General features: G+C 67.0%; 19 protein-coding genes. 10 read left to right on the forward strand and 9 right to left on the reverse strand.

The window, feature by feature from the left end:
- Positions 1 to 77: 77 nt before the first annotated feature.
- A complete protein-coding gene (gene ggt / locus AC6RIC_RS23860; RefSeq protein WP_499734202.1) occupies positions 78 to 1,673 on the reverse strand; it encodes a gamma-glutamyltransferase in 1,596 nt (531 codons plus the stop codon).
- Between the two features lie 191 nt (positions 1,674 to 1,864).
- Between ggt and ilvA the strand changes: the two genes are divergently transcribed.
- Positions 1,865 to 3,391 carry a threonine ammonia-lyase, biosynthetic gene (ilvA, locus tag AC6RIC_RS23865; RefSeq protein ID WP_499734203.1) on the forward strand — a complete coding sequence of 509 codons (1,527 nt, stop codon included), beginning with the start codon at positions 1,865 to 1,867 and terminating at the stop codon, positions 3,389 to 3,391.
- A gap of 19 nt (positions 3,392 to 3,410) precedes the next feature.
- Positions 3,411 to 4,289 (forward strand): LysR substrate-binding domain-containing protein, encoded by an 879-nt coding sequence (locus AC6RIC_RS23870; protein ID WP_499734204.1) that lies wholly within the window; start codon positions 3,411 to 3,413, stop codon positions 4,287 to 4,289.
- A gap of 83 nt (positions 4,290 to 4,372) precedes the next feature.
- Here AC6RIC_RS23870 and ocd read toward each other — a convergent pair whose 3' ends face one another.
- Positions 4,373 to 5,431: an ornithine cyclodeaminase gene (ocd, locus tag AC6RIC_RS23875; RefSeq protein ID WP_499734205.1), complete on the reverse strand. Its 1,059-nt coding sequence runs from the start codon at positions 5,429 to 5,431 to the stop codon at positions 4,373 to 4,375.
- Positions 5,432 to 5,559: 128 nt separating this feature from the next.
- Here ocd and AC6RIC_RS23880 point away from each other — a divergent pair, with 128 nt between their 5' ends.
- The 3 genes from AC6RIC_RS23880 to mgrA all read left to right on the forward strand — a co-directional run bounded on the left by AC6RIC_RS23880 (position 5,560) and on the right by mgrA (position 8,958).
- On the forward strand, positions 5,560 to 5,997 hold the full coding sequence (locus AC6RIC_RS23880) for an Lrp/AsnC family transcriptional regulator (protein WP_047577514.1): 438 nt from the start codon (positions 5,560 to 5,562) through the stop codon (positions 5,995 to 5,997).
- A gap of 413 nt (positions 5,998 to 6,410) precedes the next feature.
- On the forward strand, positions 6,411 to 7,841 hold the full coding sequence (locus AC6RIC_RS23885; protein WP_499734206.1) for an aldehyde dehydrogenase family protein: 1,431 nt from the start codon (positions 6,411 to 6,413) through the stop codon (positions 7,839 to 7,841).
- Between the two features lie 94 nt (positions 7,842 to 7,935).
- Entirely contained in the window at positions 7,936 to 8,958 is a 1,023-nt protein-coding gene (gene mgrA, locus AC6RIC_RS23890; protein ID WP_499734207.1) for an L-glyceraldehyde 3-phosphate reductase, read from the forward strand.
- Positions 8,959 to 9,096: 138 nt separating this feature from the next.
- Here the strand turns inward: mgrA and AC6RIC_RS23895 are convergent, their stop codons facing one another.
- Positions 9,097 to 9,585 carry an Lrp/AsnC family transcriptional regulator gene (locus AC6RIC_RS23895; protein WP_336814057.1) on the reverse strand — a complete coding sequence of 163 codons (489 nt, stop codon included), beginning with the start codon at positions 9,583 to 9,585 and terminating at the stop codon, positions 9,097 to 9,099.
- Between the two features lie 124 nt (positions 9,586 to 9,709).
- Here AC6RIC_RS23895 and AC6RIC_RS23900 point away from each other — a divergent pair, with 124 nt between their 5' ends.
- Entirely contained in the window at positions 9,710 to 11,116 is a 1,407-nt protein-coding gene (locus tag AC6RIC_RS23900) for an aminotransferase-like domain-containing protein (RefSeq protein ID WP_499734208.1), read from the forward strand.
- Positions 11,117 to 11,130: 14 nt separating this feature from the next.
- Here the strand turns inward: AC6RIC_RS23900 and AC6RIC_RS23905 are convergent, their stop codons facing one another.
- The 5 genes from AC6RIC_RS23905 to AC6RIC_RS23925 form a co-directional block, all read right to left on the reverse strand.
- Positions 11,131 to 11,538: a DUF983 domain-containing protein gene (locus AC6RIC_RS23905; protein ID WP_454658436.1), complete on the reverse strand. Its 408-nt coding sequence runs from the start codon at positions 11,536 to 11,538 to the stop codon at positions 11,131 to 11,133.
- Between the two features lie 291 nt (positions 11,539 to 11,829).
- Complete coding sequence (gene lpdA / locus AC6RIC_RS23910) at positions 11,830 to 13,242, reverse strand: dihydrolipoyl dehydrogenase (protein WP_499734209.1); 1,413 nt, start codon at positions 13,240 to 13,242, stop codon at positions 11,830 to 11,832.
- Between the two features lie 183 nt (positions 13,243 to 13,425).
- On the reverse strand, positions 13,426 to 14,796 hold the full coding sequence (locus tag AC6RIC_RS23915) for a dihydrolipoamide acetyltransferase family protein (protein ID WP_499734210.1): 1,371 nt from the start codon (positions 14,794 to 14,796) through the stop codon (positions 13,426 to 13,428).
- The gene (locus tag AC6RIC_RS23920; protein ID WP_499734211.1) at positions 14,796 to 15,812 is read right to left on the reverse strand and encodes an alpha-ketoacid dehydrogenase subunit beta; all 1,017 of its coding nucleotides are present in this window, start codon (positions 15,810 to 15,812) and stop codon (positions 14,796 to 14,798) included. The genes AC6RIC_RS23915 and AC6RIC_RS23920 overlap by 1 nt, the downstream gene beginning before the upstream one ends.
- Positions 15,813 to 15,816: 4 nt before the next feature.
- Entirely contained in the window at positions 15,817 to 17,076 is a 1,260-nt protein-coding gene (locus tag AC6RIC_RS23925; protein ID WP_499734212.1) for a 3-methyl-2-oxobutanoate dehydrogenase (2-methylpropanoyl-transferring) subunit alpha, read from the reverse strand.
- Positions 17,077 to 17,303: 227 nt separating this feature from the next.
- Between AC6RIC_RS23925 and AC6RIC_RS23930 the strand changes: the two genes are divergently transcribed.
- Positions 17,304 to 17,798: an Lrp/AsnC family transcriptional regulator gene (locus AC6RIC_RS23930; protein WP_257734931.1), complete on the forward strand. Its 495-nt coding sequence runs from the start codon at positions 17,304 to 17,306 to the stop codon at positions 17,796 to 17,798.
- Positions 17,799 to 17,964: 166 nt separating this feature from the next.
- Here AC6RIC_RS23930 and AC6RIC_RS23935 read toward each other — a convergent pair whose 3' ends face one another.
- Positions 17,965 to 18,996 carry an LLM class flavin-dependent oxidoreductase gene (locus tag AC6RIC_RS23935; RefSeq protein WP_499734213.1) on the reverse strand — a complete coding sequence of 344 codons (1,032 nt, stop codon included), beginning with the start codon at positions 18,994 to 18,996 and terminating at the stop codon, positions 17,965 to 17,967.
- A gap of 209 nt (positions 18,997 to 19,205) precedes the next feature.
- Between AC6RIC_RS23935 and AC6RIC_RS23940 the strand changes: the two genes are divergently transcribed.
- From AC6RIC_RS23940 to AC6RIC_RS23950, 3 genes are all read left to right on the forward strand, one after another.
- Positions 19,206 to 20,120, forward strand: coding sequence for a LysR family transcriptional regulator (locus AC6RIC_RS23940; protein WP_454658443.1), 915 nt, complete (start codon positions 19,206 to 19,208; stop codon positions 20,118 to 20,120).
- 227 nt (positions 20,121 to 20,347) lie between these two features.
- Positions 20,348 to 20,824 (forward strand): NAD(P)H-dependent oxidoreductase subunit E, encoded by a 477-nt coding sequence (locus tag AC6RIC_RS23945; RefSeq protein WP_499734214.1) that lies wholly within the window; start codon positions 20,348 to 20,350, stop codon positions 20,822 to 20,824.
- Positions 20,821 to 22,548, forward strand: coding sequence for a formate dehydrogenase beta subunit (locus tag AC6RIC_RS23950; RefSeq protein WP_499734215.1), 1,728 nt, complete (start codon positions 20,821 to 20,823; stop codon positions 22,546 to 22,548). The genes AC6RIC_RS23945 and AC6RIC_RS23950 overlap by 4 nt, the downstream gene beginning before the upstream one ends.
- Positions 22,549 to 22,550 lie beyond the last annotated feature (2 nt).

Below are 22,550 nucleotides of genomic sequence, written 5' to 3' on the forward strand. Positions count from 1 at the left end.
GAATGGCTTGTCCTGCGCCAAGCGCCCCTCCCTCGCTGATGACGAGCGATAGCGGAGGGGCGTTAAGGCCGGGTTCCTCAGACGGCGAGCGCGAAGCCGTCCTTGCGATGGTCGGAGGCGCCGAACATCACGCCGCGCTTGTGGTCGACCCAGATCGCCTGGCAACCGCCGAGCGGTTCCTCGGACCAGACCACGTCATGGCCGCGCGCCTTCAGGTCGGCGGCAATGCTCGCAGGGATCGTCGTCTCCAGCGAGAGCTTGCCGTCATAGGCGAAGCTGCGCGGCGCATCCGAGGCCTGCTGCGGGTCAAAGCCGCGGTCGAGGATGCCGGAGAGGAAATGGGCATGGCCGGTCGACTGGTACTGGCCGCCCATCACACCGAACGGCATGATCGGCTTGCCGTCCTTGGCGAGCATGCCGGGAATGATCGTGTGGAAGGGGCGCTTGCGCGGGGCGATGGCGTTGGGATGCCCCTCGATCAGGCGGAAGCCCGAGCCGCGGTTCTGCAGCATGACGCCGGCCTTGGCCGCATAGATGCCGCTGCCGAAGGCGGAGAACAGCGAGTTGATGAAGGAGACCATGTTGCCCTGGCCGTCGACGACGCAGAGATAGATCGTGTCCTTGTGCAGCGGCATGTCGAAGACTTCGGGCGCTGCCGCCTTCTCCAGGCTGATCTGCTGGCGGATGCGGCCGACGAACTGGTCGGAGAGGAAGGCATCCGTGTCGAAGGGGCTGACAGCCGGGTCGGCGACCAGCGCATCGCGCTGGCGATAGGCGGCCTTGCTGGCCTCGGCGAGCAGATGGATGCGGTCGGCCTCGCCGAGCTTCCCGTCCTTCATGTCGAAACCTTCGAGGATGCGCGCGATCAGCAGCGCCGCGATGCCCTGGCCGTTCGGCGGGCATTCCCAGAGGCGGTGGCCGCGATAATCGGCGCCGATCGGATCGACATAGTCCGGCTTCGAGGCGGCGAAATCCTCGAGGCTGATCAGGCTGCCGGCCGCGTTCAGCACGGAGACCATGTCCTGAGCCAGCTCGCCCTCGTAGAAGGCCGAGCGGCCCTCACGGGCGATGCGGCGCAGCATGTTGCCGAGCGCGGGATGGACCATCTTGTCACCGACGGCCGGGGGATTGCCGCCCGGCAGATAGACGGCATTGCCGAGGCCGTGCTTCTCGATGCGGCCACGCGCCTTGGCCCAGTCGAGCGCGACGCGCGGCGTCACCACGAAGCCTTCCTCGGCGGCGCGGATCGCGGGCGCGAAGATCTCGTCCAGGCTCTTGCTGCCATGGTCGGCGACAAGGCGGCACCAGGCGTCGATGGCGCCGGGCACCGTGACGGCGTGGGGCGAATCCGCCGCGATCGCGGTCATGCCCTGACCGAGGAACCAGCCGAGCTCGGCCTTGGCGGCCGAGCGGCCCGAGCCGTTGATCGCGACCATCTTGCCATTGGCCGGGGCATAGATCGCGAAGCAGTCGCCGCCGATGCCGGTCATGTGCGGATCGACCACGGCCTGGACCGCTACGGCCGCGATGGCGGCGTCGATGGCGTTGCCGCCATTGCGCAGGATTTCGACTGCGGCCAGCGTCGAGGCCGGATGCGAAGTCGCTGCCATGCCGCGATCACCGACCGCCACCGGCCGGCCCGGCACCATGAAATCGCGATTGCCCCAGCTCATGCTCGTCTCCACCTCTGCGGCACCTTCGCTGCGCGGCGCCTTGTTTCACCCAACGCTTTGGCGCGCCGGCCGGGGGGTTGGCAATCCCGCCCGGCGCATGGCCGACGCCGGCTGCCCCTCGCCGCACGCAACTGTCGCGGTTGACATCCCGGCATGGAGGACTATCGCCGCGTCCGAAGGACGGGCCGGCCATGCAAGACTACATCCGCAAGATCATCGGGGCGCGCGTCTATGACGTTGCGATCGAAAGCCCGCTCGATCCGCTGCCGCGCCTGTCCGCCCGGCTCGGCGGCAGCGCCCTGCTCAAGCGCGAGGATCTGCAGCCCGTCTTCTCGTTCAAGCTGCGCGGCGCCTACAACAAGATCGCGGGTCTCTCCACGGTCGAGGCCGAGCGCGGCGTGATCTGCGCCTCCGCCGGCAATCATGCGCAGGGCGTGGCGCTGGCGGCAAAGAAGCTCGGCATCAAGGCGACCATCGTGATGCCGCGCACCACGCCGGACATCAAGGTTCAGGCGGTGCGCAGCCTCGGCGGGCGCGTCGTGCTGCATGGCGAGAGCTTCGACGAGGCCTACGGCCATGCCCGCAAGCTCGAAGCCGAGAAGGGGCTGACCTTCGTCCACCCCTATGACGATCCGGACGTCATCGCCGGCCAGGGCACGGTCGGCATGGAGATCCTGCGCCAGCATTCCGAGCCGATCGAGGCGATCTTCGTGCCGATCGGCGGCGGCGGGCTCGCGGCCGGCGTCGCGGTCTACGCAAAATTCCTGCGGCCCGAGATCAAGGTGATCGGGGTCGAGCCCGAGGACGCCGCATCGATGGCCGGCGCCATCGCGGCGGGCGAGCGCGTCGTGCTCGATCAGGTCGGGCTCTTCGCCGACGGCGTCGCGGTGCGGCAGGCCGGCGAGGAGACGTTCAGGCTCTGCCGCGAACTGCTCGACGAAGTCGTCACCGTCTCGACCGACGAGATCTGCGCGGCGGTGAAGGACATCTTCGAGGATACCCGCGCCATCGCCGAGCCTTCGGGCGCGGTCAGCCTCGCGGGCCTCAAGGCCTATGCGGTGCGCGAAGCGAAGCGCACCGGCGCGCTGATCGCGATCAACAGCGGCGCCAACATGAATTTCGACCGGCTGCGCCATATCGCCGAGCGGGCCGAGATCGGCGAGCATCGCGAGGCGTTGCTGGCGGTGACCATCCCGGAGAAGCCCGGCGCCTATCGTGCCTTCATCGAGTTGCTCGGCCGGCGCGCGATCACCGAGTTCAACTACCGCTATTCCGACCCCAAGGCGGCGCGCATCTTCGTCGGCGTCCAGCTTGCCGAGGGCGATGCCGAGAAGCGCCAGATCATCGCGATGCTCTCGGAACACGGCTATCCCGTGCTCGACATGAGCGACAACGAGCTTGCCAAGCTGCATATCCGCTACATGGTCGGCGGCAAGGCGCCGGGGCTCGGCGACGAACTGATCTTCCGCTTCCAGTTCCCGGAGCGGCCGGGCGCGCTGCTGAAATTCCTCAACAGCCTCTCGGCCGACTGGAACATCTCGCTGTTCCACTACCGCAACCACGGCGCCGATTACGGCCGCATCCTCGCCGGCATCCAGATCCCGCCGGCCCAGCGCGGCCAGCTCGCCAAGCGGCTCGATGCGCTCGGCTATCCCTATTGGAGCGAGAGCGACAACCCGGCCTATCTCTCGTTCCTGGCGGAGATGCCGGCGCCGTGAATCCGCGTAGGATGGAAGCATGACGCTCGAACAGCTTCGCATCTTCGTCGCCGTCGCCGAACGGGAGCACCTGACGCAAGGCGCCCGCGTCCTCAATCTCACGCAGTCGGCGGTAAGCTCCGCGATCACCACGCTGGAGGCGCGCTATGCGACGAAGCTGTTCGACCGGATCGGCCGGCGCATCGCCCTGACCGAAGCCGGCAAGCTCTTCCTGATCGAGGCCCGTGCCGTGCTGGCGCGCGCAGCGGCGGCCGAAGCGGTGCTGTCCGATCTTTCCGGACTGGCGCGCGGCTCGCTCGCGCTGATGGCGAGCCAGACCGTCGCGAACTACTGGCTGCCGCCCCTGATCCAGCGCTTTCGCCGGGACCATCCCGGCATCGCCGTGTCGCTCGCGATCGGCAATACCGAGACGGTCAGCGCCGCGATCCGTGACGGCATGGCCGATCTCGGCTTCATCGAAGGCGAGATCGACGATCCGTCACTGACGATGACGGCCGTCGACGAGGACGAACTCGTCATCGTCGTACCAACCGGCCATTCGTGGGCGCAGACGCCGCCTTCACCTGCCGAGCTGAAGCAAGGCGCCTGGGTCCTGCGCGAGTCGGGCTCGGGGACGCGGGCGATGTTCGAGGCGGCGCTGCCGGGGCTCGGCCTCGGCGCGGACGATCTCACGGTGACAATGGAATTGCCGTCCAACGAGGCGATCTGCGCCGCCGTTGCGGCCGGCGCGGGGGCGACCGCGATCTCGCGACTCGTCGCCGCCAATGCCATCGCCGCCGGGCGGCTCGCCACCGTGGCCCTGCCGCTGCCGAAACGCCGCTTCCTCGCGCTTCGGCACAAGGAACGCTACCTCGCCAAGGCGGCGGCGGCGTTCCTCGCGCTCAGTCAGGCCAACTGATCGGAAACGCCAATAGCCGGCCGCCTTTGTCATTCCGGGGCTTCGCATAGCGACGAACCTGGAATGACAACCGAATCTGACGCTCAGGCCGCAGCAGCAGTGCCCGGCGCCGCGCGCATCAGCATGCCGAACAGGTCGCGGGAATCGTCGGGGTCGGCGATCAAGTCGAGGTCGACATAGGTGCCGGCCTCGCGGATGCGCTCATAAACATAGCGCAGCGCCGAAAAATCCTCGATCGCGAAGCCGACCGAGTCGAACATCGTGATCTGACGTGCGTCGGTGCGACCATGCGCGGTGCCGGCGATAACCTTCCAGAGTTCCTCGACCGGATGGTCGGCGTCGAGCTGCTGGATATCGCCCTCGATACGGGTCTGCGGGGGATACTCGACGAAGATCGAGGAGCGCAGCAGCACGTCGCGATGGATCTCGGTCTTGCCGGGGCAGTCGCCGCCGACCGCGTTGATATGGATACCCGCGCCGACCATGTTGTCGGTCAGGATCGTCGCGTACTGCTTGTCGGCCGTGACGGTGGTGACGATCTCGGCCCCCTCGACCGCTTCCATCGCGGTCGCGCAGCGGGTGATCTTGAAGCCATGACGGGCAAGATTGCGGGCGCATTTCTCGGTCGCTGCGGGATCGACGTCATAGAGCCGCAGGTTCTCGATGCCGAGGATCGCGCGGAAGGCGAAGGCCTGGAACTCGGATTGCGCGCCATTGCCGATGATCGCCATGGTCGCGGCGTTCTTCGGGGCGAGATGCTTCGCCGCCACCGCCGACATTGCCGCCGTGCGTAGCGCGGTCAGGATGGTCATCTCGGAGAGCAGGACGGGATAGCCGGTCGCGACATCCGAGAGCAGGCCGAAGGCCGTGACCGTCTGCAGGCCGGCCTTCATGTTCTTCGGGTGGCCGTTGACGTATTTGAAGCCGTAGAGCTTGCCGTCGCTGGTCGGCATCAGTTCGATCACGCCTTCGAGGCTATGCGAGGCGATGCGCGGCGTCTTGTCGAAGATTTCCCAGCGCCGGAAATCATCCTCGATGTAACCCGCGATCTCGGACAGCATCCGCTCGATACCGATCGCATGGACCAGCTTCATCATGTGGTCGACGCTGACGAAAGGCACGACGTTGAGCTGCTGAATCATGGGTCCCCGCGCTGTTCTCGTTGAAGGAGCGATTGTCTCTGTTTTCGGCGGCAGGCGATAGAAGCCAAAATGACCAGATCGGGACCAAGATTGATCGATATGGCAAAGTCATCTATCCATTTCGGACGATGGACGATCTCGACCGCAAGCTCATCACCCTGCTGCGCCATGACGGGCGGCGCAGCATCTCGGACCTCGCCGCCGATCTCGGCCTGACGCGGGCGACGGTGCGGGCGCGGCTGGAGAAGCTGGAGCAATCCGGCGAGATCATCGGCTTCACGGTGATCCTCCGTTCGGACGCGATCGACCTGCCCGTGCGCGGCATCACCATGATCGAGATCGCCGGCCAAGCGGCGGATACGGTGATCGATGCGCTCTCGGGCTTCACCGAGGTCTCCAGCATCCACACCACCAACGGCAACTGGGACCTTGTCGTCGAACTCGGCACGTCCGACCTGATCGCCTTCGACCAGGTGCTCCGGCGCATCCGCATGATCCCCGGCGTCACCAACAGCGAGACCAGCCTGCTCTTGGCGACGCCGCGCAGCGTCAAGGCGCGGCTCTGAGCGGACTCAACCTCCATCGTCATCCCGGGCGAAGCGAAGCGTAGACCCGGGATCCATTCCGGAGCCTTTCCAAATGGGGTTCCGGAATGGATCCCGGATCGGCGCCGCTAACGCGGCTTGTCCGGGATGGCGCCGAGGATCAGGCGAAAGTCGCCCCCACCACATGCCCACAAGAAGCGTCGCTGCATGGCGGCCATCCGCAAACGCGACGCGGCGCCCCGTGACAGGCGCGCATCCGCCCCCTAACGTTGTGCCCTGTCAGATACAGCGTTGGTGGCGGCCGGCGATGCATGATCGCGCAAGGCCGCCCGCTCGCGTCGGACACCCACAGTTCCCGCTCGGGGCATCGATATCCGGCCGCTTCCGGCAGGTTGTCCGTGCTCCCGAGCCAAGACGAGGCAGGAGACCAGACCATGGCGCATGAGCTCGAATTCTACATCGATGGCCAGTGGGTGAAGCCGTCGGGCAACCGCACGCTCGGCGTGATCGATCCGTCGAACGAAGAGGTCTTCGCCACCATCGCGCTCGGCGAGCAGGCCGATGTCGACAAGGCCGTCGCCGCGGCCCGCGCCGCGTTCCCGGCTTTCGCCAAGACCTCGAAGGCCGAGCGCCTCGCCCTGATGCGCCGTCTCGCCGAGGCCTACAAGAAGCGCTACGACGACATCGCCAATATCCTGTCGCGCGAAATGGGCGCGCCGAAGGAGCTGGCGCACCGCGCGCAGGCCGCCATGGGCACCGCCCATCTCGCCAAGATGATCGAGACGCTCGAAAACTTCGAGTTCGAGGAGCTGCGCGGCACCACCTTGATCGCCAAGGAGCCGATCGGCGTCGTCGGCATGATCACGCCGTGGAACTGGCCGCTCAACCAGATCATGTGCAAGGTCGCACCCGCGCTCGCCGCCGGCTGCACCATGGTGCTGAAGCCCTCCGAGATCGCGCCGCTCAACGCCATCATCTTCGCCGAGGCGATGGAAGAGGCCGGCGTGCCGAAGGGCGTGTTCAACCTCGTCAACGGCGATGGCCCCACCGTGGGCGAAGCCATCTCGCGCCATTCGGGCGTCGACATGGTCTCCTTCACCGGCTCGACGCGGGCCGGCATCCTCGTCGCCAAGGCGGCGGCGGATACCGTCAAGCGCGTGCACCAGGAACTCGGCGGCAAATCGGCCAACATCATCCTTGATGATGCCGACCTGAAGAAGTCGGTGAAGCTCGGCGTCGAGAGCGTGATGCGCAACTCGGGCCAGTCCTGCAACGCGCCGACCCGGATGTTCGTGCCGGAGAAGCTGCATGAGGAGGCGCTCGCCATCGCCAAGCAGGTGGCCGAGCCTCTCAAGGTCGGCGCTCCCTCGGCGGATGGCGTCTTCCTCGGCCCCGTCGTCAGCGAGGTCCAGTACGAGAAGATCCAGCGCCTGATCGAGGCCGGCATCAAGGAAGGCGCGACGCTGGTCACCGGCGGCACGGGCCGCCCGGAAGGCCTGAACCGCGGCTACTATGTCCGCCCGACGGTGTTCGGCGGCGTGACCGACGAGATGACGATCGCCCGCGAGGAGATCTTCGGCCCCGTGCTGTCGATCCTGCCCTACAAGAGCGACGACGAAGTGGTCGAGCGCGCCAACGACACGCCTTACGGCCTGGCGTCCTATGTCCAGTCCGGCTCGCAGGAGCGCGCTCGCGGCATCGCGGCGCAGATGCGTTCTGGCAATGTCTACATCAACTATCCGGCCTGGGACGCCGGCGCGCCCTTCGGCGGCTACAAGCAGTCCGGCAACGGCCGCGAATATGCCGATTTCGGCCTCGAGGAGTTCCTCGAGATCAAGGGCACGGTCGGTTACGCCGCGGCCTGATCGGATAGCGATCTGACGACAACGAGGCCCGGTGGACGCAAAGCCACCGGGCCTTCATTTTAAGCTCGTTTCAATCGATTGAGAGGCTTGGGCCATGGTCAATCCGAACCGCTATGACGCGATGCGCTATAACCGCTGCGGCCGCAGCGGGCTGCAACTGCCGGCGCTCTCGCTCGGCCTCTGGCAGAATTTCGGCGAGACCGGCAGCCACGCCAATATGCGCGAGATCTGCCGCACGGCTTTCGATCTCGGCATCACCCATTTCGACCTCGCCAACAATTACGGCCCCCCGCCCGGCTCGGCCGAGACCGCCTTCGGCGAAATCCTCGGCCAGGATTTCGCGGGTTATCGCGACGAGCTGGTGATCTCGACCAAGGCCGGCTACCGGATGTGGCCCGGCCCCTATGGCGAATGGGGCAGCCGCAAATACCTGATCTCCAGCCTCGATCAGAGCCTGAAGCGGATGAAGCTCGACTATGTCGACATCTTCTATTCGCATCGCTTCGACCCGAACACGCCGCTGGAAGAAACGATGGGTGCGCTCGACTCGATCGTGCGCCAGGGCAAGGCGCTCTATGTCGGCCTGTCCTCCTATAACGCGAAGCGGACGCAGGAGGCGGCGGCGATCCTGCGCCGGCTCGGCACGCCCTGCCTGATCCACCAGCCAAGCTATTCGATGCTCAATCGCTGGATCGAGCAGGACGGTTTGCTCGACACGCTTGACGCCGAGGGCATCGGCTCGATCGTGTTCTCGCCGCTGGCGCAGGGCATGCTGACCGACAAGTACCTGAAGGGCGTTCCGGCCGGCAGCCGCGCGGACAAGAAGGCCCCCTCCTTCCGCGACGGCTTCCTGAGCGAGGCCAATCTCAGGAGCATCGCCGCGCTGAACGAGATCGCGGCGGCGCGCGGCCAGAGCCTCGCCCAGATGGCGATCGCCTGGGTGCTGCGTGGCGGCCGCGTCACCTCGGCTCTGATCGGCGCGAGCCGGCCGGAGCAGGTGAGCGATTGCGTCGCGGCGCTGAAGAACCCCGAATTCTCGGCGGAAGAGCTGGCAGCGATCGACCGGCATGCCGTCGATGGCGGGATCAATATCTGGGCGGCTTCGGCGGAGCGGTAGAAGGCCTTCCCACCATTCCGCCGTCATCCCGGGCGACCGAAGGGAGACCCGGGATCCAGTCCGGAACGGTTCAGGCATGGATCCCGGATCGGCGCCGCTTCGCGGCTTGTCCGGGATGACGGCCGGTGAGAGCTGCGCCTAATCCTCCTCCGGCACCGCCGCGATCGGCAGCGCGCTGGAGCGCTTCACCTGACCGAGCGCAAAGCTCGACTCGATTGAAGCGACCCCGTCGAGGCGGGTGAGCTTGTCCTTGAGGAAGCGCTCATAGGCCGGCAGATCGCGCACGACGATGCGCAGCAGGTAATCGCGCTGACCGGTCATCAGGTAGCAGTCGACCACCTCGGGCCAGCGCGCCACGGCCTGCGAGAAGCGGTCGAGCTCGTCCTCGCGCTGGCGCTCCAGCTTGATCGAGACGAAGACGCTGATCGGCAGGCCGACCTTGGTCTGGTCGATGATCGCGGCATAGCCGGTGATGACGCCGGCCTCCTCCAGGATGCGGATGCGCCGCGCGCAGGGCGAGGCCGACAGGCCCACGCGCTCAGCCAGATCCTGCACCGAGAGGCGCGAATTGATCTGCAATTCCCCTATGATCTTGCGGTCGAGCGCATCGAGGCGCAGGCGTGCCATACCCTGTCTCCGGTCCCGGCTGAAATCGCTCTATGACAGGAGAGGAAGCCCGCCACCACCGGCATCTCCGCGAAAGCACAGGGCGGCGACGGCATGCCACTGGCGCGAGGGGTCGAGGCGCGCTATGCGATACCTACAATCCAATGAATGTATGGAAACCAGCTTGGCGATGGCCGAAACCGACGATGCGATCCGCTGGATCGGCAGGCTCGATCCGGCTGCGGGACCGCGCTACCTGCAGATCGTCGCGCAACTCGAACAGGCCGTCGCGAACGGGCTGCTGCGGCCGGGCGACCGCTTGCCGCCACAGCGCCGGCTCGCCGAGCATCTGGCGGTCGATCTCACCACGGTGACGCGCGCCTTCGGCGAAGCGCGCGAGCGCGGGCTGATCGACGCGGTGACGGGGCGCGGTTCCTTCATCTCGGCCAGGCGTGAGCAGGAAGGGCCGCCGCTCGATCTCAGCATGACCATACCGCCTGCGCCGAAGGGCCTGCGGCTGGGCGAGCTGATGCAACGCGGCATCGCCGAGATCCTGGCGCGCAGCGATGCCGACCAGCTGATGAACTACCATGGCGGTGCAGGCTCTCTGGCCGAGCGCGCGGCCGGGGCCGCGTGGCTCGCGCCTTTGATGGGCGCGGTTCCGCCGCAGCGTATTGCAGTCGTTCCCGGTGCACAGACCGCGCTCAACGCCCTGCTCTCGCTGCTGGCGCAGCCCGTCGACACGATCCTGATGGAGCCGCTGACCTATCCCGGGCTGATCGGCGCGGCGCGGCAGCGCGGGCTCTCAGTCGTGCCGGTAGCAAGCGACAATGCCGGCCCCCTGCCCGACGCTCTCGAAGAAACCGCCGACCGGCATGGCGCGAAGCTGTTCGCGCTGACGCCGACATTGCAGAACCCCACCTGCATCACCATTCCGGAACGGCGCCGGCAGGACCTCGTCGCCATCGCCCGCCGCCGCGATCTCATCCTGATCGAGGACGATCCCTACAGCCTGCTCGCAGGCGATGCGCCCACGCCGCTCGCAGCGCTGGCGCCGGAGCGGACATGGCATGTCGCCACCTTGTCAAAGGTGCTGACGCCCGGCCTGCGCACAGCCTTCGTCGTCATGCCAGAAGGCACCGACAGTGCCTCCTTCCTTGCGGCCCTGCGCGCGACTGCCCTGATGCCCGCGCCCCTGATGACGGCGCTCGCCGCGCACTGGATCCGGATCGGCGCGGCAAAAGACTTGCTTGAGGGCGTGCGGCGCGAGGCGGCCGAGCGGCAGTCGCTGGCACGCGAGATTTTGCCCGAGACGATGCAAGCGCACCCATACGCACTGCATGTCTGGCAGCTCCTGCCAGCGCATTGGGCGCGCGACCGATTGATCGAACGCGCTCGCGAGTCCGGGCTCGGCGTCATGGCCGCCGATGCGTTCAGCACGGGCGGCGTTGCGCCGGATGCCATCCGGATCGCGCTCGGCGCGATCCCTGAGCGAGCACGACTGGCGGAAGCACTCAGCCTGCTCGCCGGATTGATCCGCGACGGAGGCTGAGCGCGCCGATCAGCTCAGCTTGAAGTGACCGGCTTGTCCTGTGGTACCGGGCGCGCGAGCCGGCCTTCCTCGGCCCTGTGGAAATATTGCGAGGCGATCAGCCAGCCCTTGAGCGGCTGCAAGGGCGGGATGCAGGTCAGCAGGATCAGCGGCAGCGTCGTGACCAGATGCACCCAGGTCGGCGGATTGTAGGACAGCTCCAGCCAAAGCGGGAAAGCCGCGGCCGGGATGCAGACGAACATCATCACGAAGAAGGCCGGGCCATCCGCGGGATCGGCGAAGGCATAATCCAGGCCGCAATTCTCGCATTTCGGCTTCAGCTTCAGGAAGCTCTCGAACATCTTGCCCTGCCCGCAACGCGGGCAGCGGCCGCGCAGGCCGGTCTGGAGCGGAGAGAGTGGCGGCCAGTGCTCGCCGGACATGGAATATCTCCTCGGGGCGGCGCCGTTCGTTCGACGTCGCTCTTCAGATCGCGCTCGATACAGACAATGTCAAGATTGTATGCATCATAGCCGACCGCCTGCGCGGATCGGTCGCGGGGGGTTGTGGTGCCCCTGCCAGAGCCGAACGCGGGTCATCCCGGGCGACCGAAGGGAGACCCGGGATCCATGCCTGAACCTCTGTCGGAAGCGCTCCGAAATGGATCCCGGCTCTTCGCTGCGCTACGGCCGGGATGACACGCGCCTTTTCCTGGAGCAGAGCGCCGGGCCCGCTCAGATATGCAGTGCGTGGCCGAGCGCCTTCATCGCCGCTTCCGGGAAGGCCTCGCCCAGCGTCGGATGAGCGTGGATCGTGCCGGCGATGTCCTGCAGCGTCGCGCCCATCTCGATGGCGAGCCCGAAGGCGGCCGACAATTCCGAGACGCCCTGCCCGACCGCCTGGATGCCGAGCACCAGCTCGCTGCCGGCCTGCGCGACGACGCGAACGAAGCCGGCCTCGGCATGGCGGGTCATGGCGCGGCCATTGGCGGCGAAGGGGAACTGGCCGATCTTCAGCTCATGGCCGGCACGCTTGGCCTCCTCGGGCGACAGGCCGACCGAGACGATCTCGGGATCGGTGAAGCAGATCGCCGCGATGCCGCGCTTGTCCCAGGCCCGCGGCAGGCCGGCGACGATCTCCGCCACCATCTCGCCCTGCGCCATGGCGCGATGGGCCAGCATCGGCTCGCCGGTGACGTCGCCGATGGCGTAGATGCCGCGCATCGCGGTCTCGCAGCGCTCGCCGATGCGGATGAAGCGGCCATCCATATCGAGCACGAGGTTTTCGAGGCCGAGGCCGTCGGTGACCGGTTTGCGGCCGACCGTGACCAGGATCTTGTCGGCCGGCAGGCTCCGCTCCTTGCCATCGGCCGTCTCGATGCGCAGGCCGTCGCCCTTCTGCGCGTCGCTCTTGGGCATCGGACCGAGCGCCTTGGCCCCTAGCAGCACCTCGACGCCGAGCGCGGTCAGGCGCTTGGAGATCGGGCCGGTCAGTTCCGCATCGTAGAGCGGCAGGATCTTGTCCTGCGCCTCAACGACCGTGACCTTGGCGCCGAGCTTGGCGAAGGCGGTGCCCAGTTCCAGCCCGATATAGCCGCCGCCGACCACGACGAGGCGCTTCGGCACCTCGGTCAGCGCCAGCGCACCGGTCGAGGAGATCACGTTCCCGCCGAAGGGCAGGAAGGGCAGCTCGACCGGCGCCGAGCCGGTCGCGATGACAATGGCCTCGGCCTGGATCGTCTTCGGGCCGGTCTCGGTCTCGACCACGACGGTCTTGCCGTCGCGGAAGCGGGCCTTGCCATGGACGATCTTGACCTTGGCCTTGCGCAGCAGGCCGGCAACGCCGTTGTTGAGGCGCTGGACGATGCCGTCCTTCCAGGCCACGGCCTGTTTCAGGTCGAGCTTCGGCTCGGCCGCGGTCAGGCCGAAAGGCGTCTTGCCGGCGGCGGCCTCGGCCGCCTTCTCGAACTCCTCGGCGACATGGATCATCGCCTTGGAGGGGATGCAGCCGACATTGAGGCAGGAACCGCCGAGCTTGGTGCTCTCGACGATGACGGTGTCGATGCCGAGCTGGCCGGCGCGGATAGCGCAGACATAGCCGCCGGGGCCGGCGCCGATGACGAGGAGCTTGCAGGTGATTTCGGTCATGCGTTCGCTCCACCACCGCAGGGGAGAATGTCTCGCCCGAACCACGCCGTCATCCCGGGCGACCGAAGGGCGACCCGGGATCCATGCCGGAGCATTCCCAGGAAAGGTTCAGGCATGGATCCCGGATCTTCGCTTCGCTGCGTCCGGGATGACCCGTTCTGTTCAGGCACCACAACCATCACGTCACAGATCCACAAAGAGCGTGGCCGGGTTCTCCAGCAGCTCCTTCAGCCGCTGCACGAAGACGGCGGCGTCCCAGCCGTCGATGACGCGATGGTCGAAGCTGGAGGAGAGGTTCATCATCTTGCGCGGCACGAAGGTGGTGCCGTCCCAGACCGGGCGCACGACCATCTTGTTGACGCCGACGATGGCGACTTCCGGATAGTTGATCACCGGCGTGGTCGCGATCCCGCCGAGCGCGCCCAGCGAGGTGATGGTGATCGTCGAACCCGTCAACTCATCGCGCGTCGCAGTGCCGTCGCGGCCGCGCTCGGCGAGTCGGGCGAGCTCGATGCCGCAGCCCCAGAGATCGCGCGCCTCGGCATGCTTCACCACCGGCACGATCAGGCCGGTCGGCGTCTGCGTGGCGATGCCGATATTGATCGCGGCATGCTGGCGCACGATCCCGGTCTCGTCGTCATAGAGCGCGTTCAGCGCCGGCTGCTCGGCGAGCGCCTTGACCATGGCGCGCATCAGGAAGGGCAGCAGCGTCAGCTTCGGCCGCTCCGGCGTCGGCTTCTTGTTCAGCGTCGCGCGCAGGTCCTCCAGGGCTGAGACGTTCACCTCCTCGACGATGGTGATGTGCGGGATGCGCGACTTCGACAGCGCCATCTTCTCGGCGATGCGGCGGCGCAGGCCGACGATCTTGACCTCGGTGACGGCGCTCTGCTCGACGAGCCCGCCACCGCGGGTGGGCTCCGGGCCGCGCAGCAGGAAGGCGTCGATATCCTGATGGCTGATGCGGCCGGCAGGGCCGGTGCCCTGGACCTGGCGCAGATCGACCCCGGCCTCGCGCGCCTTCAGGCGCACGGCCGGCGAAGCCAGCGGCTTCTCGCCCGGCGCGCGGCGCTGGGCCGGGGCTGCGTCGGCACGCGCGAGCTTCGGCGGCGGCGGTGCGACTGGCTTGGCCGGCGCGCGCTGCCCACTCCGCGAGCCCTCATCCTGAGGAGCCGTTCCCTTGGGAACGGCGTCTCGAAGGATGGCCGAAGAGGCTCCGGAACCCGCTGGAGCATCCTTCGAGACGCCGCTGCGCGGCTCCTCAGGATGAGGGCTGAGGTTATCCATCGCCGGCTCCTCGGCCGCGGCACCCTCGCCCGCGACCTTCAGCTTCACGATGGCCGAGCCGATCGCGACGGTGTCGCCGACCTCGGCGCCGACCCAAGTCACCTCGCCCTCGACAGGCGACGGGATTTCTACCGTTGCCTTGTCGGTCATCACGGCGGCGAGCAGGTCGTCCTCCCGGACGATGTCCCCGACCTTGACGTGCCACTCGACGAGTTCCGCTTCCGCGATGCCTTCGCCGACATCCGGCAGCTTGATGATGCGCTCGGCCATCAGCGTGCCTCCATGATGTCGCGCAGCGCCTGTCCGAGGCGGGCGGGGCCGGGGAAATAGTCCCATTCCTGCGCATGCGGATAGGGCGTGTCCCAACCGGTGACGCGCATCACCGGCGCCTCCAGATGATAGAAGCAATGCTCCTGCACCAGCGCCGTAAGCTCGCCGCCGAAGCCTGAGGTGAGCGTCGCCTCGTGCAGCACGATGCAACGGCCGGTCTTCTGGACCGAGGCGACGATCGCTTCGAGGTCGAGCGGGACGAGGGTGCGCAGGTCGATCACCTCGGCGTCGATGCCGGTGTCCTCGGCCGCCGCCAGTGCGACATGGACCATGGTGCCATAGGCGAGGATGGTGACGGCCGAGCCCTCGCGCCGCGTCACCGCCTTGCCGAGCGGCACGGTGTAATGGCCCTCCGGCACGTCGGCGAGTTCGTGCTTCGACCAGGCCGTCACCGGGCGCTCGTGATGACCGTCGAAGGGGCCGTTATAGAGTCGCTTCGGCTCGAGGAAGATCACCGGGTCGGGGTCCTCGATCGCCGAGATCAGCAGGCCCTTGGCGTCATAGGGGTTCGAGGGGACGATGGTCTTCAGGCCCGAGACATGGGTGAAGAGCGCTTCCGGGCTCTGGCTATGGGTCTGACCGCCGAAGATGCCGCCGCCGGTCGGCATGCGGATGACCAGCGGGCAGGTGAAGTCGCCGGCCGAGCGGTAGCGCAGGCGGGCGGCCTCCGAGACGATCTGGTCATAGGCCGGGTACATGTAATCGGCGAACTGGATTTCGATGCAGGGCTTCAGGCCATAGGAGGCCATGCCGATCGCGGTGCCGACGATGCCGGCCTCGCTGATCGGCGCGTCGAAGCAGCGCGACACCCCGTATTTCTGCTGGAGGCCATGGGTGCAGCGGAAGACGCCGCCAAAGAAGCCGACATCCTCGCCGAAGACCACGACATCGTCGTCGCGGCCCATGGAGACGTCCATGGCGGAGCGGATCGCCTCGATCATCGTCATGCGTGCCATGGCGTCACACTCCGATCTGCTGGCGCTGGCGCCGCAGATGCGGCGGCAGCTCGGCATAGACGTCCTCGAAAATGTCGCGCGCCGAGGGCTTTCCGCCGGAATGCAGCGTGCCGAAGCTCTCGGCCTCCTTCTGCGCGGCGATGACGGTGGCGAGGATCTCGGCTTCCGCCTGCTTGTGGCGCTCTTCCGACCAGGCACCGACCGCGATCAGATGCTGCTTCAGGCGGATCAGCGGATCGCCCAAGGGCCAATCGTCGGATTCGTGCTTGGGGCGGTAGGCGGAGGGGTCGTCCGAGGTGGAATGGGCGCCGGCGCGATAGGTGACATACTCGACCAGCGTCGGCCCGAGATTGCGGCGGGCGCGCTCGATCGCCCATTGCGCGACCGCATAGACCGCGAGGTAGTCGTTGCCGTCGACGCGCAAGGCCGGGATGCCGAAGCCGAGCCCCCTCGCAGCAAACGTGCCGGAGCCGCCGCGCGCGATGCCTTGGAAGGTCGAGATCGCCCACTGGTTATTGACGACGTTGAGCACGACCGGCGCCTTGTAGGTCGAGGCGAAGACGAGCGCGGCGTGGAAATCCGATTCCGCCGTCGAGCCGTCGCCGATCCAGGCAGCGGCGATGCGGGTGTCGTTCTTGATCGCCGAAGCCATCGCCCAGCCCACGGCCTGCACGTATTGCGTCGCGAGATTGCCGGAGATCGAGAAGAAGCCGTGCTCCTTGGAGGAGTACATCACCGGCAGTTGCCGGCCCTTCATCGGGTCGCGCTCGTTCGAGTAGATCTGGCACATCATGTCGACGAGCGGGTAGTCGTGGGCGATCAGCAGGCCCGCCTGGCGATAGGTCGGGAAATTCATGTCGCCGGGCTGGAGCGCGATGCGGAAGGCGCAGCTCACCGCCTCCTCGCCGGTGTGCTGCATGTAGAACGAGGTCTTGCCCTGGCGCTGCGCCATCTGCATGCGCCCGTCGAAGGTGCGCAGCGTCATCATGTGGCGCAGACCCCGGATCAGGTCGTCATGCGAGAGATCGGGCACCCAGGGGCCGACCGCCTCGCCCTCGCGGTTGAGCACGCGAATGATCGAATAGGCGAGGTCGCGGATGTCCTTGGGATCGACATCGACGGGCGGGCGCGCGACCGAGCCCGCCTTCGGGATCACGACATGGGAGAAATCCGGCTTCTCACCCGGACGGCTCGCTGGTTTCGGGACATGGAACTGCAGTGGCTGGGTTGCTGTCGGCGCCTGGCCTGACTTGTCGCTGCTCATGAGCGCCTCCATCCCTGACGCCACCAGCATTCCGCCTTCGCGCGCATCCCGCAAGCGCCTGTCGCGCTCTTCGTGATGCGGCAGGACGCACAGCCCGCCGGCGATCGTTCCCCTTGCAACCAACGCTAGCGGGGGAGCCTCAGAGGTTCATTCCGAATTTGCCGGAAACGATGAAATCAGGCAGAAGAAATTGCCGCAATCTACCTCGTTTGCAGAATGATCACCCGATGAATAAAAAGAGCCAGAACGGTCCTGCTCTCGATCTGATCGATCGCAAGATTCTCGCTGCGTTGCGGGATGACGGGCGCCTGACCACGCAGGCCCTGGCCGAGAAGGTGGGGCTCTCCCCCTCGCCCTGCTGGACGCGGGTGAAGCGCTTGGAGGAATCCGGCGCGATCGAGAAATACGTCGCGCTGCTCGACCACAAGGCGCTCGGCTACAACAACATCGTCTTCGTCGAGATCACGCTCGACAAGCATGACGATCAGGTGCTCGACCAATGCGGCGAGGCGCTGAGCCGCGCGCCGGAGGTGGTCGAGGCGCATCTGGTCACCGGCGAGTACGACTATCTCGCCAAGGTCGTGGTCAGCGGCACCGACCATTACGAGCGGTTCCTGCGCGGAACGATCTACCGCATTCCGGGTGTCCGGCAGACGCGGACGACCTTCGGCCTGAGAGCGCTGAAGCGGACGCTCTCGGTCGATCCGTTGAAGGCGCCCTAAGCACTCCGGCCCAATCCCGTATGCGGTCATCCCGGACAAGCGGCGAAGCCGCGCCGATCCGGGATCCATTCCGGAGCGCTTCCGCAGAAGGTTCAGGCCTGGATCCCGGGTCTCCGCTGCGCTCCGCCCGGGATGACCATGGAGGGAGCGCTGCGGCATTGGACCTTCAGGCCAGCATCTCCCGCACCAGCGGCACGACCTTCTCGCCGTAGAGCCGGATGCACTCCATCGCCTTCTCGTGCTCCAGCGGCCCGGCGCTGTACTTGAGCTGGAAGCGGGCGATGCCCAGCCCCTTGGCGGTCGCAGCGATCTTGCGGGCCACCGTCTCGGGCGATCCGAGATAGAGCGAGCCGCGCGCGACCTCCTGCTCGAACTCGTCCCGGCCCATGGGCGGCCAGCCGCGCTCGGCGCCGATGCGGTCGCGCATCTGCTTGAAGGCCGGGAAGAACTCCTCCTTGGCCTGCTCGTCGGTCGCCGCGACATAGCCCGGCGAATGCACGCCGACGGGCTTGGCCGGCTTGCCGATCTGGCCGTAGGCGCGGTGGTAGAGGTCCACGAACGGCTTGAAGCGCAACGGGTCGCCGCCGATGATGGCGAGCATCAAGGGCAGGTCGTAGCGCACCGCGCGCACCACCGATTCCGGGCTGCCGCCGACGCCGATCCAGGTCTTGAGCGGGCCGTTCTCGACCGGCGGATAGACCAGCTGGTCCTTGAGCGGCGGACGGATCGAGCCCTGCCAGGTCAATGGCTCCTGCGGCAGCAGGCCGGCGAAGAGATCGAGCTTCTCCTCGAACAGCTTCTCGTAATCGCGCAGGTCGAGGCCGAAGAGCGGGAAGGATTCGGTGAAGGAGCCCCGGCCGAGGATGACCTCGGCGCGCCCGTTCGAGAGTGCGTCGACCGTCGCGAAGCGCTGGAAGACGCGGACCGGATCGTCCGAGGAAAGCACGGTCACGGCCGAGCCGAGCTTGATCCGGCTGGTGCGCGTCGCCATGCCGGCCAGCACCGTCTCCGGCGAGGAGACCGCGAAATCGGCCCGGTGATGCTCGCCGACGCCGATGAAATCGATGCCGACCTGATCGGCCAGGACGGCTTCGTCGACCAGATTGCGGATCACCTGCGCATGCGGCAGCGGCTTGCCATCCGCCCCGTTGGTGACGTCGCCGAAGGTGTCGAGCCCGAATTCCAGTTCCTGTGCCATGATCATCCTGAGGCCGCGACGCAGCCCTTTGCCTGCCGGCCATCCCGGCCTCCGGGAGGTAGGGGCGGGATTGCCGCAACGCAATTCTCAGAGCGTTGCCCCGGCAGCAACAGGCTGTTTGCAGGAATGCAACCGCCGCCCTTGCAACGGCGCGCGGCTATGCCGATGCTCGCGCCCGCGGCGACCGGTGCCGCGGCCGACACGACATCATGATCATTCGCCAACTGGTTTATCTCGACGCGCTCGCCCGCGAGAAGCATTTCCGCCGCGCGGCCGAGGCCTGCCATGTCTCGCAGCCGACACTCTCGGCCGCGATCGTGCAGCTCGAGGAGGAACTCGGCGTGATGATCGTCGAGCGCGGGCGGCGCTTCCAGGGCTTCACCAAGGAGGGCGAGGTCGTCCTTGCCCATGCCAGGCGCATCCTGGCCGAGGCCGAGGTGATGAAGGATTCGATCGCCGAACTGCGCGAGGGCGTCTCCGGCCGGATCAGGCTGGGCGCGATCCCGACCGCGCTGCCGATGATCGCCCATATCACCGCGCCCTTCTCGGAACGCTACCCGGCGGTGTCGCTGACCGTGCTCTCGCTGACCTCGCAGGAGATCCAGCAGGGCATCGACGATTTCGAGCTCGATGTCGGCCTGACCTATCTCGACAACGAGCCGCTCGACCGGGTGATCTCGAAGCCGATCTACCAGGAATCCTATGTGCTGCTGACGCGCGAGGACGGGCCGTTCGGTGCGCGCGATACGATCACCTGGGCGGAAGCGGCCGAGCAGAAGCTCTGCCTGCTCACCGGCGACATGCAGAACCGGCGCATCATCGACGGCATCTTCCGCTCGGTCGGCACGGCGCCCCGGCCGATGATCGAGACCAATTCGATCTTCAACCTATGTTCGCATGCCGGCATCCAGGGCGTCGCCAGCATCGTCTCTCTGCAATTGCTGGAGTTCTTCGGCGTGCCGCTCGGCACAAGGGCGCTGTCGCTGGTCGAGCCCGAGGCGCAGCGCACGATCGGGCTGATCGTGGCCGACCGGCAGCCCGTCGCGCCTCTCGCGCGCAACCTCCTGATGATGACGAAGCCCGTCGCCGATGCCGGGCTCCCGCGGCGCCCGATCGTACGATAGACTTCGCCTATCGTCTTAGAACCACCACCGCATTGTGCAGCGCAAAATCCCAGCTTTCCGAAACTTTCAAGCCATGAAATCTGGTCCTTCACGCCACACCAGCTGCCATCGCCTCGTTTTGATAGTCAAAACCTATCACGCCTTCGAAAGAAACGATTTGAAATCATTCCAGTTTCAACCACCCTCCCCTTAACGAGCGCCCGGCGAACCGGGCCTATGGAGGAAACATGGCGGCTTATCCGGCCTGGGATCAGGACAGCGCGCGCATGATCGTCGCAGGGCTGGCGCAGCTTGAAGGCGCCACGCTGCCGATGCTGCACGCCCTTCAGGACGAGTTCGGCTATGTCGACCCGCAAGCCGTGCCTCTGATCGCCGAGGTACTGAACCTGTCGCGCGCCGAGGTCCATGGCGCGATCTCCTTCTACCACGACTTCAAGACCACCCCGCAGCCGACGCGCGTCATCAAGCTCTGCCGGGCCGAAGCCTGCCAGTCGTTGGGCTGCGAACACGTCGTCGATGACCTCGCCCGGAACCACGGCATCACGGTCGACGGCCACCATGCCGGCGACGCCGTCGTGGAAACGGTGTATTGTCTCGGCAATTGCGCGCTCGGGCCCTCCGCCCTGGTCGATGGCGAATTGATCGGGCGCGTCGATGCCGCCCGCATCGCCGGGCTCTGCCAGCACGGAAGTGCGCATTCATGAGCGCCAACCCGGTCCGGATTTTCGTTCCCGTCGACGCTGCCGCCCTCTCAGTCGGCGCGGAGGCCGTCGCACAGACCATCGCCAGCGAAGCGGCGGTGCGCGGGCTTGCCATCGAGGTTGTCCGCAACGGCTCGCGCGGCATGCTCTGGCTGGAGCCCATGGTCGAGGTCGAGACCAACGAGGGCCGCATCGCCTACGGGCCGGTCGCGGCCAAGGACGTGCCCTCGCTTTTCGATGCCGGCCTCGTCACAGGCGGCGCGCATGGCTTGCGCCTCGGCAAGACCGAGGAGCTCGACTGGATGAAGCGCCAGCAGCGCCTCACCTTCGAGCGCGTCGGCGTCATCGACCCACTCTCGATCGCGGACTATCGCGCCCATGGCGGCTTCAAGGGACTGGAGAAGGCGCTGGCGCTCACCGGCGGCGAGATCGTCGAGGCGGTGAAGACCTCCGGCCTGCGCGGACGCGGCGGCGCCGGCTTTCCGACCGGCATCAAGTGGAAGACCGTCCACGACGCGAAAGCCGAGCAGAAATACATCGTCTGCAATGCCGACGAGGGCGATAGCGGCACCTTTGCCGACCGGATGCTGTTCGAAGGCGACCCCTATCTCACCATCGAGGGCATGACGATCGCGGCGATCGCGGTCGGGGCGACGCGCGGCTACATCTATCTGCGCTCCGAATATCCGCATGCCTACCGCACTTTGCAGCGCGCCATCCTGAAGGCCGAAGCCGCCGGGCTGATCGGCGCCTCGGTGCTGGGCTCGGAGCACGCGTTCCACCTGGAAGTGCGGCTCGGCGCGGGCGCCTATATCTGCGGCGAGGAAACCTCGCTGCTCGAAAGCCTCGAAGGCAAGCGCGCCATCGTCCGGGCCAAGCCGCCGCTGCCGGCCTTGCAAGGCCTCTTCGGCAAGCCGACCGTCGTCAACAACGTGCTCTCCTTCGCCGCCGTACCCTGGATCCTGGACCACGGCGCGCAGGCCTATGCCGATTACGGCATGGGGCGCTCGCGCGGCACGCTGCCGATCCAGCTCGGCGGCAACGTCAAGCGCGGCGGGCTGATCGAGCTCGCCTTCGGCATCAGCCTGCGCGAGATCATCGAGGATATGGGCGGCGGCACGCTCTCGGGCCGGCCGATCCGGGCCGTGCAGGTCGGCGGGCCGCTCGGCGCCTATCTGACGGCCGGGCAGCTCGACGTGCAGATGGATTACGAGGCATTGGCGGCCATGCGGGCGATGCTCGGCCATGGCGGCATCGTCGTGTTCGACGACAGCGTCGACATGGCCAAGCAGGCCCGCTTCGCCTTCGCCTTCTGCGCCAAGGAAAGCTGCGGCAAGTGCACGCCCTGCCGGATCGGCGCGACACGCGGCGTCGAGACGATGGACCGCATCATCGCCGGCACTGAGGTTCCCAAGAACATCGCCGTGCTGCGCGATCTCTCGAAGCTGATGACCGACGCGTCGCTCTGCGCGATGGGCGGGCTCACCCCCATGCCGGTGCTGAGCGCGCTCAACCATTTCCCCGAAGATTTCGACCGTGAGGGGCCCTGCCCTGCCCCCTCTCCCCTTGCGGGAGAGGGTTGGGGTGAGGGGTCGCGCGACGCCGCCCGTCTTGCACCTTCCAGATTGCAGAGCGGGGACCGCAGCGCGCCCCCTCATCCGGCCGCTGCGCGGCCACCTTCTCCCGCAAGGGGAGAAGGAGAGCCTACCGCCGAGCGCCGGATATGAGG

This window comes from Allobosea sp. TBD101 (genome assembly GCF_059817965.1).